We start from the raw sequence: 14,832 nt of genomic DNA on the forward strand, positions 1-14,832 counted from the left end.
GAATTTTGAAACCACAAATCCGTCTCGAAATAAAATGAGACGGATTTTTTTATTATACAAAACTACTATTCATCTTTTGGTTTAGAAATATAATAAATTGGAATTCCAATTAACATAATTAAAACTCCCCAACCGCAAGTACTCGTTTTGGTAAACAATAATGCTATTGAAATGGCACTTGCCACAATAATATAAAACATAGGTAAAAATGGATAACCGAAAGCTTTATATGGTCTTTCGATATTTGGCATACTTTTACGAAGAATAAAAATTCCATATATCGTCAAAATATAAAAAATCAAAACAATTATTATCACAAAATCTAGTAAGTCACCATATTTCCCTGTTAAACACAATGCCGATGCCCAAATGCATTGCGCCCACAAAGCCCATGCAGGAACACTAGATGCATTAAGTATAGCTGCTTTCTTAAAAAACAATCCGTCATTTGCCATGGTATAATAGACACGAGCTCCTGCCATTATCAAACCATTATTACACGCAAATGTTGAAATCATAATCATAATGGCAATAATATAAGTTCCTATATCTCCAAAAATATATTGAGAAGCTACAACTGCAACCCTATCTGATTTTGCCGTTGCAATTTCATCAAAAGGAATTACCGCTAGGTACATTAAATTTGTCAACACATAAATAATGGTTACGATAAAAGTTCCTAGAAACAAACTTAAACCAACATTTCGTTTCGGATTTTTGATTTCACCAGCTATAAAAGTAACACCAACCCAAGCATCACTCGAGAACAAAGAACCTACCATTGCTGCAGAAATTCCTGAAATTAATGCTACACCACTTATAGGCAACCAAGAATTTGAATCTTTAACGAATGATTTGGTAGTCCACATGTCTGACCAATTGGCATTCCAAATATCCCCTTTTGCAGCTAAAAGAAAACCGAAAATAATTAACCCAAAAAGCGATAGAATTTTGATAATTGTTAAAACAGTTTGCATCATTTTACTCTTTTTGACGCCACGACTATTTAAATACGTAAGAAAAAAAATAGTTATAATGGACACAATTTGTGCTGCATTAAGTTTGAAATTACCTATTTCAAAAAGAATATTTTCGTCGCTCATTGGAGGAAATAAATAGGCAGCGAACTTCGAAAAGCCCACTCCAACGGCTGCAATTGTTCCTGTTTGGATAACCGCAAAGAAACTCCAACCGTATAAAAAAGCAATTAACTTTCCATAAGCTTCTCTTAGATACACATATTGTCCACCAGCTTTAGGAAACATGGAGCTCAACTCTCCGTAGCTAATAGCCGCTATCATTGTAATTAAACCAGAAATTATCCAAATCATGGTAAGCCAACCAGCAGAACCTACTTGACGAGCAATATCTGAGCTTACGATAAATATTCCAGAACCTATCATAGATCCAACAACAAGCATTGTACCGTCTAGTAATCCGAGTTCTCTTTTAAATTGATCTTTATTATCTGCCATAAAATTTTACTTTGAGTTTGGTTAAAGATATACTTTTTCATGAAAAGTAGAAACTGTAATATAAAATTAGTGCTTCCCTAATCTAAAAACCAGAAAAACCCGCTCTATTTAAAGAACAGGTTTTTCTTTGAGAAAACTTAAAAGCAAAAAATCAATCCTTAATTCCCTAATTAAACTTTATAAATTTTTTGAGTATATATAATTCCTCCTGAGTATACTTTCACAATATAATATCCGCTTTTTAAATAAGAAATATCAGTTGATCTTGATCTAACTCTACCGGATAAATTGTATACCTGTATGGTAAATGTTGGCGTTGGTAAATTGCTTACTGTAATTGTTGAGTTATTTATTACAGCAATTACAACTGGCGCAACAACTACTGGTGTAGGAGTTACAACCGGCTCAACTACTATTGGTTCTGTAATTACTATTGGATCTGGAGTTATAACTACAGTAGATGTTGATTTAGTATATGTTTGATTTAAATTATTATACCCTTTAGCAGCATCCCAAACACCAATATTTGCAAATTGAATAGAGAATAAAGGATTGGCTATTTTTGGATCCGGTAAATTTAAAAATAATGAGTAAGTCCCTATTGGTATATCTAGATCTAAACTTTGGGTAATTTGGGTTTGAGTTCCGCTTTGCCATAAACGCACATCTGAATTTATAGGGAATGAATATTCTACTTTAGTTGAAGTATTTCTTAATACAATGAATGCCTTTCTTTGATTAAATATGTTACCAAAACCTACATTTTGCAAATTGATAGTTAGGTTATTATTAGTAATTGTAGAATTCAACAATTCAAATCTATACCCTAATCTTCTTTGTACTTCATCGTAACAGCCACTTGTTTTCCATAAATCTAAAGTAGCACCATAATAACCTATATTTAAATAGTTATAATGAAACTTATTCATCATACTAACAGCATTGGTACAATTTTGATACGTACTATTCAATTGATTGGATTCGCCTCCGCATAGTGTATATTTAGATTGGCTTTCTAAGTAAGGGTATTCTACGGAAGTATTTTTAAAAGTACCCACGTCAGAAGAACTTGATAAAAACGCATCATTGTGCAATGCAATTCTTGATCTAGCAGAACCATTATATGCTTCAGCAGTGGTTATCGGAGTTGTTCCTCCTATTAAGTTTTGAAAACTTGGCGTTCTAAAAGACACCATTCTTTCTGGAGCTAATTCTAATATTTTTAAACCAATTTCTTTTCTATCAGCTAGGTTTTGGGTCGACATAACACCATTGTTGCCAAAATTAGTAGTGTAATACCATTCACCGTACTGACCTATAAATCCAGCTTCAATATTAGATATTACGTCTTGGTTAGGTACAGTAATCGTTTTTAATTGTTCGATATGAGAAATGATTTGTGCTTTTGTCGCATCAATAGCATCAACTTCAGTATATCTAAACCGAACTATAGCCTTCACACCCGATAATCGTAACGTACTAAAATCTTTTAGAATATTATCTAAAAAAGTTTGAGAAATTGGGGTATTCTTAAAAGCTCCTAAATCATAAATTCTCAGAATTAAAGTGATTTTTTCATTTACCCGAGAACTAGTCAAGGAAGATTGGCTTAAGAAAGAAAATGTAGTTGTGCTTTGAGCTTTAGAGTACTTGTACCATCCTCTTTCTGGATTTGTAAAGACTTCAGAACTCGAGGTGTAGTTTTGAGTCTGCGACTGCATAGCTACTGTAGTAAGTAGCATTAGTACTAGTTTTTTCATAATAATATAGGTTAAGATTTTTAATATGCTCTAGGAGCAATATTTATCAATTGGGGAATTAATAAATATTAATGCAAATTAATACGATTAAAAGCAAACTATATCGATTAAGTGATAATATTAACATTTTTAATCGATGAAATACATAAAATAATATATCTTATAAGAATAATATTACTGTTTTTTTTATTGTAATATTCACAATTAATTTTTTTAATAGTAATAACCTTAAAATTTGGTAACAACCTGATTTTTAGTAGTAAATTATTGAATAAAGTGTAGTAAACAGCTATTTATTTCATTTTTTTAAATAAACAGTTATATCAATTAGGAGTATAAAAAAATTATTTTAAATAAAAAATCCCCGAATTTCTTCGAGGATTGTATATTCATAAATGCACTTTATGCTTTTCCAGCAGCAGCAATCAAGTTTAATGCTGAACCAGCAACAAACCAACCTATTTGCCCTTCGTTATAGGTATGGTTTGCTAATATTATATCTTTGGTTCCATCTGCGTGAGCAAACTCCAAGGTTAAAGGTTTCCCAGGAGCAAAATCCACTAAGTCTACAAAGTTTATGGTATCGTCTTCTTGTATTTTATCATAATCTGCTTCATTGGCAAACGTCAACCCAAGCATTCCTTGTTTTTTCAAATTCGTTTCGTGAATACGAGCAAATGATTTTACCAAAACTGCTTTTACACCTAAGAAACGGGGCTCCATGGCAGCATGTTCACGAGAAGAACCTTCTCCATAGTTATGGTCTCCCACAACAACAGAAGCAATTCCCGCGGCTTTATAAGCTCGAGCTACAGCAGGAACAGTGTCGTATTGTCCTGTTATTTGATTTTTAACTGAATTCGCTTTTTGGTTAAAAGCATTTTCAGCACCTATCAACATATTATTTGAAATATTATCTAAATGTCCACGGAAACGCAACCAAGGTCCAGCCATAGAGATATGATCGGTAGTGCATTTTCCGAAAGCTTTGATAAGCAATTTAGCTCCAATAATGTTTTTTCCATCCCAAGCATCAAATGGAGCTAATAATTGTAAACGATCTGATGTTTCACTTACAACAATTTGTACTTGTGAACCATCTTCAGCTGGTGCTTGAAATCCTGCATCTTCGACAGCAAATCCTTTTTTAGGTAGTTCATCTCCATAAGGCGCACTCAATTTAACTTCTTCGCCTTTATCGTTTATCAAAGTATCAGTTATAGGATTAAAATCTAAGCGACCTGAAATAGCTAAAGCAGCAACCATTTCTGGTGAAGTAACAAAAGCATGAGTGTTTGGGTTACCATCGGCACGTTTAGAAAAGTTTCTGTTGAAAGAGTGCACAATAGTGTTTTTCTCCCCTTTATCAGCTCCTGCTCTATCCCATTGTCCGATACATGGTCCACAAGCATTTGTAAATACTTTAGTTCCCATTTTTTCGAAAGTTGCTATCATGCCATCCCTTTCAATTGTATATCTAATTTGTTCAGAACCTGGATTGATACCAAATTCCGCTTTTGGACTAATCCCAAATTCGACTGCTTGATTTACGATAGAAGCTGCACGAGCCATATCCTCATAAGATGAATTAGTACAAGAACCTATTAAACCCCATTCAACTTTAATTGGCCATCCGTTTGCAGCTGCTTCAGCTTTCATTTGAGAAACAGGAGTTCCTCTATCTGGAGTAAAAGGACCATTGATATGAGGCTCTAATTCAGAAAGATTAATTTCAATTACTTGGTCGAAATAAGTCTCTGGATTAGCATAAACTTCTGGGTCAGCTGTTAAATATGAGGCTACTGTATCAGCAGCATCAACGACATCTTGACGACCAGTTGCTGAAAGATATCTCCTCATAGATTCGTCATAACCAAATGTAGAAGTTGTAGCACCAATTTCAGCTCCCATATTACAAATAGTTCCTTTTCCTGTACATGACATAGATATAGCACCTTCGCCAAAATATTCAACAATAGCTCCTGTTCCTCCTTTTACGGTAAGAATATCCGCTACTTTTAGAATTACATCTTTTGGAGCTGTCCAACCAGATAATTTTCCAGTTAATTTTACGCCTATTAATTTGGGAAACTTCAATTCCCAAGACATTCCTGACATTACATCTACCGCATCAGCTCCACCAACACCAATAGCCAACATTCCTAATCCACCTGCATTTACAGTGTGCGAATCGGTACCAATCATCAAACCACCAGGAAAAGCGTAGTTTTCTAAAACGATTTGGTGAATAATTCCTGAACCCGGTTTCCAAAAACCAATTCCATATTTATTAGAAACAGAAGAAAGAAAATCAAAAACCTCTTTAGATTGAGTATTGGCTACAGCTAAATCGCTTGAAGCACCAACTTTTGCTTGAATTAAGTGATCACAATGAACTGTAGTAGGAACTGCAACTGTTTTCTTTCCAGCATGCATAAATTGCAATAATGCCATTTGAGCAGTTGCATCTTGACATGCTACTCTATCAGGTGCAAAATCAACATAATCAACCCCTCTTTTAAAAGCTTGAGTTGGATTACCTTCCCAAAGGTGGTTGTATAAAATCTTTTCAGTTAATGTTAGTGGACGCCCAACTATTTCTCGCGCAGCATCAACACGAGAAGTCATGTTTGCGTACACTTTTTTAATCATTTCAATATCAAAAGCCATACTATGAGTGAATTATATTATTACTGTTTTTTTTATATAAGTGGCACAAAATTAAACAATCTTATTGAGAATAAAAAGCTTTTAGTACTATCGTATTCTAATCAAAAACTTATAAAACATTACAATAAAATTTACTTAATTTTAAAGAATCAAAAATTCGTAATTTAAGCCTGTCATATTAATCAATTATTTAAAAATTAAGAGTAAAATAGAGAATTCAATTATTTTTGTGCTTATTTCTCAAATTCATGATTGGTTTTTCAAAATAATTATACAAGAAAAAACTCAGTAGAAAAGTGACTAATAAATAACAAAAAGTAAAAATGTGCAATTGTATCATTGAAAACGAACTGATATTAAAACAAGATTTCATTATTTGTAATACAATACTATAATGCAATAAGTAAATAGAGTATGATAATAAACTTAATAAAGTTATGGGTCTAAAAAACCATTTAGGAACGGATTGCCAATTTGAAAAAACCGGAAGAAATAAAGTGAATGTTACAGATACTAATGGTAAATATAAAACATTCCAAAAAAAAGGACATGTATTAATAAAAAATCGTAAATAGCCAACACCTACAAATAGAATAATTGAAAAAAAACATCCAAGAAAAAACAATTTTACCTTATGTTTTATCCAAAATTCATTATAACTTAAAGCAAACCAACTAGAAAGTATTCCTATTAAAATAGCATCTATTCGATACACGACAACCGACTTCAAAGAAACATTCCATTGCTCTATAGTCGTTTTTGACGTTGTAAAATAATATATGATTTTATTAAAAACAAAAATCACTATTAGAATCGCAATAACTATAATAAAGAATCTAGATTTGTGTTTTGGTTTAACTAAAGATGTTAAAAAATACAATGCAAAAGGCGTAAATAAATACCCAAATTCTAGAATAGACAAACTCCAAGACTCTGGAAAAAAAGTCAGCATAGGCTGAGAAAAATTTTGGAAAAAGAAAAAATAATATCCAACATTTTCTATTTGAAAATGAAACGTTACAGCAATAACTATGTTTAAAAGTAAAACCAAAAAATAATTAGGTAAGGTTCTAAACCAACGTCTTTTTAAAAAAGAAAAAACCGATTGAATAGTAAAATCATTCTGAATATATAACTTGAACAAAATATTTCCAATTAAGAATCCGCTTAAAACAAAGAAAATCTCAACACCCCAAAAACCAAATAAAATCAGCATTTGAGACAACTTATTATTTAAATTAGGATAAATTAAAAGCAAATTAGAAAACAAAACCATCAGGATTGCAATAGCCCGAAAAAAATCTAATCCGAAAATTCTTGGAACATTTTGTTCTTCATTCATAGCAATTACATTTTTATGTCTCTGAGTTTTGTTACAGGCTTTTCAAAAAAAGTATACAAAACGTAACTCAATGAAATAGTAAGAACCAAGTACAATACTGCAAACAAATGCAATTGTATGATACTAAAATTTGACGTGTCGATAAAATGCTTCAATAAATAAAGTACAATACTATAATGTAATAAATAGATTGCATAAGATAATTCGCTTATATGCTCTACTGCTTTTTGAATACATGATGAACCCATTTTCCATTCAGAAAAAAACGGCAAAAAACAAACCAAAGCAGCCGTATTTAATGGTAAACAAATCACATTCCAAAAAAAAGGAAAATCTGCAATTTTTAGTTTTAAATAACCAAGACAGAAAAGTAAAATAAAAATTAATAAAAAGCCTAAAGTTCCAAATTTGAATTTTTGTTTTTGCCAAAATTTAGAATATTCACAAGAAATAAAACCAAATAAAACTCCTGCTAAAACGGTATCAATTCTATAAATAACTACAGAACGTAACGAAATATCCCATTGTGCCATAGTTGTGTTTTGAGTATTGAAATAGTAACTTATTTTCAGCATAAAAAAGAAAAGAATCATCCCAGAAATGACCCACAAAAAAAGCATTTTTCTTGAAACTTTTTTAAAAATTATAGAAACTAGCAACAACAAAAAAACGGTAATTAGATAGCCATATTCTTTTATAGGCATACTCCACGATTCAGGAAAAAAGGGTAATAAAGGCGTAGCAAAATTTTGAAAAAAGAAAAAATATTTCCACGAATCTACAATTGGGTAACCAATAAAAAAACCGATTATTATATTTACAACTATTATTAAATAATAGTTCGGCAAAATTCGAATCATACGTCTATTAAGAAAAGACATCATGGATTTAAATCCATAACCCTCATGCAAAAATTGCTTGTAAATAATACTTCCTATAAGAAATCCGCTAAGAACAAAAAAAAGCTCAACGCCAAAAAAACCACACATATCAACTGCTTTTGCTAATAAACTAGAGCTTGGCGGATAAATCCAAGACGTATGTGAACACAATACTAGTGCAATTGAAATGACACGCAACAAATCCAATCCAAAAATTCGTTTGGTAGGTTTTCGTTCAGTTTCAATCATTTAAAATTGTATTTTTGATTTTCGATTCGATTAAATTATGACAAAATCAAAGATATATAAATTTTCAGGAGTTTTTGTGCTGCTTTGCACAATTGGTGCTGGAATATGGTATTGGCAACTACCCAACCGTCACAAAGCAATTATAAAGACGGTTTTCCTTCAGGAAACTGGAATTGTTGATAATAAATGGATAATCGATAATTCTCACTTAGAGTATAAAATGATTTCCCCAACTTTCTATATTGACGGGATTTACAAATCTATGGAAGGGCCAAAATCTTCCAATTATATAAAGCTTTCGCAAGACTCAACATTACTTTGGCTTACTGGTTTTCATGTTAAAGCATTAGACTCTAAAACCAAGAAACAAGTATCTAACGATTTTATTTGCCATACCAATATCGACTTTAATGATGTAAAATATTTTAGCAATTTTAATCTTAATGAAAGAATAGGAATCTATTATCCAAGATTGACTTCGCTCTCTCATGGGTTAGAAAATTTTACTTTTCCAAATGGATATGGCATTCCGATGAAAGGAAATGACTTGCTTTATATTACTACCGAATCTTTAAACCACAATATTACTAATGCAAATTTTTGTATAAAGCATGAAGTTACTGTCGATTATTCTAAAAAAAATACAAATATTAAACCCTTATTAAGCAGAACTGCTTTTATTATGTTACCTTATAACAAATCCGACCCGTATAAAAGTACAATAGATACAGGAAAAGACTATTGCGTTCCTGTAGAAACTAAAAATCATAGTTATGATTTTGGTGACGGAAATGTATTATCTGGGCATTGGATTATTCCTATTGGAAAAAAAACATATAGCAGCTCTATCGATGGACAATTGCAAATTAAAGATAGTTTACAATTGCACGCTGCTGCGGTTCATGTTCATCCTTTTGCAACTGCATTAACTTTGTGGGATAAAACTACCAAAACAGCAATTTTTAAAAGCAAAATGACAAACCATACAAACAAAATTGGACTTTCAAACATTAATTCTTTTAGTTCAGAATCTGGAGTTTGGATGTTTAAAAATCACGAATACGAATTGGTTTTAGAAGTTAATAATACTACCAAAAGCAATCAAGATATGATGGCAAGTATGTTTTTGTTTTTTTATGATGCCGAATTGGATTCGATAGTAAATAAATAATCAAATACTTTTTTAAACCATTGAGAAATCTAAGGATATTATGACTTATTTCTTAAAAAATTTAATAACTAAAAAAGAGAGGCTATAATTTTTTCTATTGTAATTCCTTCGGCATCGGCTTTGTAATTTTTCACCACACGATGTCTCAAAATTCCTGTAGCTACGGCTTTTACATCTTCAATATCTGGCGAAAATTTACCGTTAAAGGCAGCATGTGCCTTTGCAGCCAAAATCAAATTTTGCGAAGCTCTTGGCCCTGCTCCCCAATCGATATAATTTTTTATAAAATCATTAGAAAGCACATTATCCGGACGCGTTTTACTTACTAAAGTAACCGCATATTCTATTACATTATCAGTAACTGGTATTCTTCGAATTAAATGTTGAAAATCGATAATTTCTTGTGCTGTAAACAACGGATTTACTGAAACTTTTGCATCAGTAGTGGTGCTTTTTACCACCTGTACTTCTTCAGCAAACGATGGATAATCCAATTTGATAGAAAACATAAAACGGTCTAATTGCGCTTCTGGTAAAGGATACGTTCCTTCCTGCTCAATTGGATTTTGTGTAGCTAAAACGAAATAGGGTAATGACAATTTATAATTATGTCCGGCAATAGTAACAGCACGTTCTTGCATGGCTTCTAGCAATGCGGCTTGTGTTTTAGGAGGTGTTCTATTGATTTCATCTGCCAAAATAATATTCGAAAAAATAGGTCCTTTTATAAATTTAAAATGGCGGTTCTCATCAAGAATTTCGCTTCCTAAAATATCAGAAGGCATTAAATCAGGAGTAAATTGTATGCGTTTAAAATCTAATCCTAATGCTTGCGCAATAGTATTAACCATCAAAGTTTTAGCCAAACCAGGAACACCTACTAAAAGCGCATGTCCTCCTGAAAAAATACTTAATAAAACTTGGTCTACTACGTCATCTTGACCTACAATTATTTTAGAAATTTCCTTTTTTAATTCGGTTCTTTTCTGGACTAAGTTTTGTATTGCTGCTACGTCGGACATTTGATTTCAGATTTTTTATTAACTTAGATATTACTTTACTAAAATCTACTTTTTTAACCAATTATTAGTAAACGAACATTCTCTATACTCACCATTAATTTTGATGTACGTTTCTTTAATTTTTTGTTCAGACCATTTTGCAATGGCATTTATTTGTTTTTCTTTTAAAGCAATCTCTTTAATCTTTATATAATCTTTAGCATAATCAGCAGTATGCTCATTGATTCTGTTGGTCACTGTCACTAATTTGTATTTCTTTTTTCCATTCTGATCAGTATCTAGAATCGGTAATGAAACCTCACCTTCTTTTAAATTTGAAACTTGACTATATAAAGACGGATCCATCTTAGTCAATTCAAAATGGGTATCTTGAGTTTTTGGATTTACTAAAAGACCTCCGTTTGCTTTCGTTTCTTTTTCATCAGATTCGGCTCTTGCAGCTTCTGCAAAAGTTACTACTTTCTCATCAATTTTTTTCTTAATTTGAGTTATTTTTTCTTTGGCTTCTTTGAGAGATTCGGCAGAAATTGCTGGCACTAAAAGAATGTGTCTTAACTCTACTTCCTGTCCTTTAATTTTTTCAACATAAATGATATGAAAACCGAAATCAGTTTCAAAAGGCTCAGAAATTTCACCTTCTGCTAGACTAAATGCAACATCTTTAAACTCCTTTACAAAAGGTGTTTTTTTGTTCATTTTATAATAGCCTCCATTAGAGCTTGATCCAGGATCTTGTGAATATAAAACTGCTTTTGTAGAAAAACTCGAACCTTCCTGAACTTCTTTCTTAAACTCTTTGAGCTTATCAATTACTTTTTGTTTTTCTGCTTCGGTTATCTTGGGTTTTATGACTATTTGGGCAACTTCCATCTCTGCACCAAATGTAGGCAAATCACTTGCTGGTATTTTTTTGAAAAAATTACGAACTTCTTCAGGAGTAATTTCGACTTTATCAACAATTCGCTTAGTCATTTCTGAAGACAATTTATTCATTTTTATGATTTCAAAAAGATCTGCCCTGAATTCTTCTTCATTGGCTTTTTTGAAATACTGTACTGCTTTTTCCATAGAACCTAATTGTTCAACCATATAATTAAGTTGTTCTTCTAGTTTAGATTTAACTTCTTCATCAGTAACTATTATACTATCTTGTACTGCTTGATGTGCGTAAAGCTTGTCTTCTAATAATTTTCCTAACATTTGACATCTAGTAATATCTTTTACAGAGCCTCCTTGACTTGAAATTTCAAGAAAGGACTTATCAATATCCGAATCTAATATCAAATAATCTCCAACAGTTGCAATTACTCCATCAATCTTTTGTCTTTGAGTAGGGATTTTTTCAGGCACTGCCTTTTTAACAGTATCCTTAATGATTTCTTGTGCATTTATGGTTGTTGCGGAAAAAATAAAAAAGAAAATAAATAGTGTTGCTCCTTTATTTATAAATTTCATAATCCTTGTCTTTAATAGCATCATCTGTAATTTCTTTTTCAAATTTTTTAATTAATTCTAACTTTCTTTTATTTAAGATAACTTCTTTTAATGTTGGTTTCAGATATTCATAAGGTCCAATTTGATTCTTGTCTATTGTTTGTCTAATTTTTACTAAGTAAACATCAAGTGAATCTGAATGCTGAATTGTTTTTCCTGAAGCTATATATTGATCCCTATTATCAGGATTAATGAATGGTAATTTACTGTAAATACTACTCAAATTTACCCAAATAGAATCATTTAAGGCAAAACTCTTACATTGTAGTGCATAGGTATCCCAAAATTTCTTATCAGATTTTTTAAAATCTAAAAACTTACTTTTTATAGTTTCAAATCTGGGGTTGTCTTTCCTCAAATTAATATATCTTAAACGAACTAAAGTCCCGTTTGTTTTAAAATTTTCTTTATTGTTTTTATAATATGCTTTTAATTCCTCTTCTGAGATTATTGTATCTAAAGTTTTTTTTACAACCTTTTCAATATATGCTTTAGTATATAAATCTATCTTATATTGTTTTATTAATAAATCAAATGCTGCTTTTTCTTCATCATCTAAATTTACTTCCGCTGCGTTTATTAATAATTTCTGTGAAGCCCAACGGTCAATGAAACTTCTTACTATGAGTAGGCTATCTTGTTTTGAAGTTCCTTGCGGGACCAAATTATTTAAGTCCTCCTTATACAAATAACTGTCTTTTACTTTAGCTATAGCAGTAACCTTTACTTCATTATTAAAAAAATGACATGAAGAAAATGTCAGAATTATCAAAAACAGAAAACAACATTTGTTCATTATTTTTGAAGTTGTTTTTTTACGTTCTCAAAAACATCTTTGTTTACTTTAATTGTAAACTCCTTTTTTAAATCATTAACCCAGTTTTCTTCTAAAAACTGTTGGTAGTCATTAATCGCTTTTCCTTTGCATTCTTCTAATGTCTTTGGAGCGGCAGGAATTACTTTATCAGTCTTTACTACAAAATAATATTCGCCTTCTTTTAAAATGTCTGAAACGCCAACTTTGAATTTTAATTCTTTTGGTAAAGATTCTGAACCTTCTTCAAAAACACCAGTATTAGTCATTATCTGCACTTTATCTTTGGTGTTTAATTTTTCTTTAATTTGCTCAGAAGCAATATTTTGGTTAAACATTTTTTGAGCTTTTTTAATAACTTCAATATCAGTAGAGGAAGCTATTGTGGCGTCTACTCTGTTTTTCCAAGTATACTCTAATTTTTTGGTTTCATAAAATGATTGCAAACCTATAGAATCGGTTTTTGATTTTTCCCAAATTTCTTTTTCCATCAAATCGAAAAGTAATAATCCATCTCTATACTCTTCAATAACATTAGCAAAATCAGGAAATTCAGACTCTAAATTGTCATTATAATAACTATTCAATTTAGTATCAAGAAACTTTTCGTACAAATTATCAACTAGTTTATTTATGGGTTTTAACTTACTTCCTCCTTGTTGTTGCTCTTTTATATAGTTCAAAAAATCAGTCCCTGTAATGGTTTTTTCTTGTATGGCAAATAACTTTCCATCATATGGTTTTGTCACAGTTGGCAATTCCCATTTACTTTCATAAAAATCATCAGTAACTGTTTTTGCTGCTGATTTATACATCTTATTATCTCTCTTAACAGCATATTTTTTTCTTAGCTTATCATTCAATGAATTGACAATCAGTCTTGATCGATCGTCTTTTCCTACTTTGTCCTCTAATTCTGATTTTACTTCTTCAAAAGCTTTTACAGGATGTTTCTCTATTAATTTTACTATATGCCAGCCAAACTCACTTTGAAAAGGAGCTGAAATTGGTTTTTCTTTAGTTAAAGAAAAAGCAGCATTTTCAAATTCTTCTGAACTCAACTGTCCTGATCCAAAACGATTAAGAAGCCCTCCTTTTGGCGATGATGATTTATCGTCTGAAAACTGTTTTGCGAGTTCTTCAAAATTTTCACCTTGTTGAATTTTTTGATAAATATCCTGAATTTTCTTATTTGATTTATCCCTTTCTTCTGCGGTAGCATCCTTTGGATCTAAAATCATTATATGCTCTACTGTAACCTCTCCTCTATTGTCTCTAACATCCTCAACTTTAATAATGTGATATCCAAAACGAGTTCTAATAGGTCTTGAAATTTTTCCTTTTGGCGTTTTATAAGCAGCTGATTCAAAGGTATACACCATTCTAAATGCAGAAAAATAGCCTAAATCACCTTTGTTTTCCTTGGCAGATGGATCTTGCGATAATTCTTCAGCTAAATTTCCGAAATCTTCTCCTTTAACTGCTCTATCGTAAATGGCTTTGATTTTGTTAAAGGCAATAAGTGTATCTGCAGCAGAAGCATTTTCATCAACTGTAATCAGTATATGCGCTGCTTTAATCTCCTTAAGCGAACGATTGTATCCTTCTTCAACTAGTTCTTTTGTTACTTTGGAATCTGTTAAATAATTTTTTGAAAGCTGAGTTCTGTATGAATTAAGTTCGTTTTTATATGCCTCACCATTTTGCAATCCAAGCTTATTTGCTTTATTTATTTTAAGCTTATATCCAACAAATAACTCTAAATATTGGGTTAAATCTTTTTGAGATTCGTCTTTAACTAAATCTAAATTTTTATTGTAAACCCTCGAAAATTCGTCAGTATAGTAAGGTTTATCATCAATTGTAAATAAAATTTCTCTTTTAATATTTTGAGCATATGTTATGAATTGAAAAGAAAGTAATAATCCGACAAATAATTGTTTTATTTTCATTA

At 31.1% G+C, this 14,832-nt stretch carries 10 protein-coding genes; 1 reads left to right on the forward strand and 9 read right to left on the reverse strand.

Going from position 1 to position 14,832, the window contains the following annotated elements:
* Positions 1 to 65: 65 nt before the first annotated feature.
* From F6464_RS03930 to F6464_RS03950, 5 genes are all read right to left on the reverse strand, one after another.
* Positions 66 to 1,475: an APC family permease gene (locus tag F6464_RS03930; RefSeq protein WP_151106511.1), complete on the reverse strand. Its 1,410-nt coding sequence runs from the start codon at positions 1,473 to 1,475 to the stop codon at positions 66 to 68.
* Between the two features lie 170 nt (positions 1,476 to 1,645).
* Positions 1,646 to 3,235, reverse strand: coding sequence for a DUF4832 domain-containing protein (locus tag F6464_RS03935; RefSeq protein ID WP_151106512.1), 1,590 nt, complete (start codon positions 3,233 to 3,235; stop codon positions 1,646 to 1,648).
* Positions 3,236 to 3,637: 402 nt separating this feature from the next.
* Entirely contained in the window at positions 3,638 to 5,905 is a 2,268-nt protein-coding gene (locus F6464_RS03940) for an aconitate hydratase (protein ID WP_151106513.1), read from the reverse strand.
* Between the two features lie 217 nt (positions 5,906 to 6,122).
* A complete protein-coding gene (locus F6464_RS03945) occupies positions 6,123 to 7,247 on the reverse strand; it encodes an acyltransferase family protein (protein WP_151106514.1) in 1,125 nt (374 codons plus the stop codon).
* Between the two features lie 5 nt (positions 7,248 to 7,252).
* On the reverse strand, positions 7,253 to 8,377 hold the full coding sequence (locus F6464_RS03950) for an acyltransferase family protein (protein WP_151106515.1): 1,125 nt from the start codon (positions 8,375 to 8,377) through the stop codon (positions 7,253 to 7,255).
* 37 nt (positions 8,378 to 8,414) lie between these two features.
* On the opposite strand from F6464_RS03950, the gene F6464_RS03955 reads away from it, so the two are divergent.
* A complete protein-coding gene (locus tag F6464_RS03955; RefSeq protein ID WP_151106516.1) occupies positions 8,415 to 9,548 on the forward strand; it encodes a hypothetical protein in 1,134 nt (377 codons plus the stop codon).
* A gap of 68 nt (positions 9,549 to 9,616) precedes the next feature.
* Here the strand turns inward: F6464_RS03955 and F6464_RS03960 are convergent, their stop codons facing one another.
* The 4 genes from F6464_RS03960 to F6464_RS03975 are packed head-to-tail and all read right to left on the reverse strand — an operon-like array spanning position 9,617 to position 14,830.
* On the reverse strand, positions 9,617 to 10,570 hold the full coding sequence (locus tag F6464_RS03960; RefSeq protein ID WP_151106517.1) for an AAA family ATPase: 954 nt from the start codon (positions 10,568 to 10,570) through the stop codon (positions 9,617 to 9,619).
* A 45-nt stretch (positions 10,571 to 10,615) separates the two neighbouring features.
* A complete protein-coding gene (locus F6464_RS03965; protein ID WP_151107122.1) occupies positions 10,616 to 12,046 on the reverse strand; it encodes a peptidylprolyl isomerase in 1,431 nt (476 codons plus the stop codon).
* Positions 12,009 to 12,860, reverse strand: a complete 852-nt coding sequence (locus F6464_RS03970; protein ID WP_151106518.1) for a hypothetical protein — start codon at positions 12,858 to 12,860, stop codon at positions 12,009 to 12,011. Before F6464_RS03970 ends, F6464_RS03965 begins: the two co-directional genes overlap by 38 nt.
* Entirely contained in the window at positions 12,860 to 14,830 is a 1,971-nt protein-coding gene (locus F6464_RS03975; protein ID WP_151106519.1) for a peptidylprolyl isomerase, read from the reverse strand. Before F6464_RS03975 ends, F6464_RS03970 begins: the two co-directional genes overlap by 1 nt.
* Positions 14,831 to 14,832 lie beyond the last annotated feature (2 nt).

Source organism: Flavobacterium luteum (assembly GCF_008806775.1).
Lineage (GTDB): Bacteria > Bacteroidota > Bacteroidia > Flavobacteriales > Flavobacteriaceae > Flavobacterium > Flavobacterium luteum.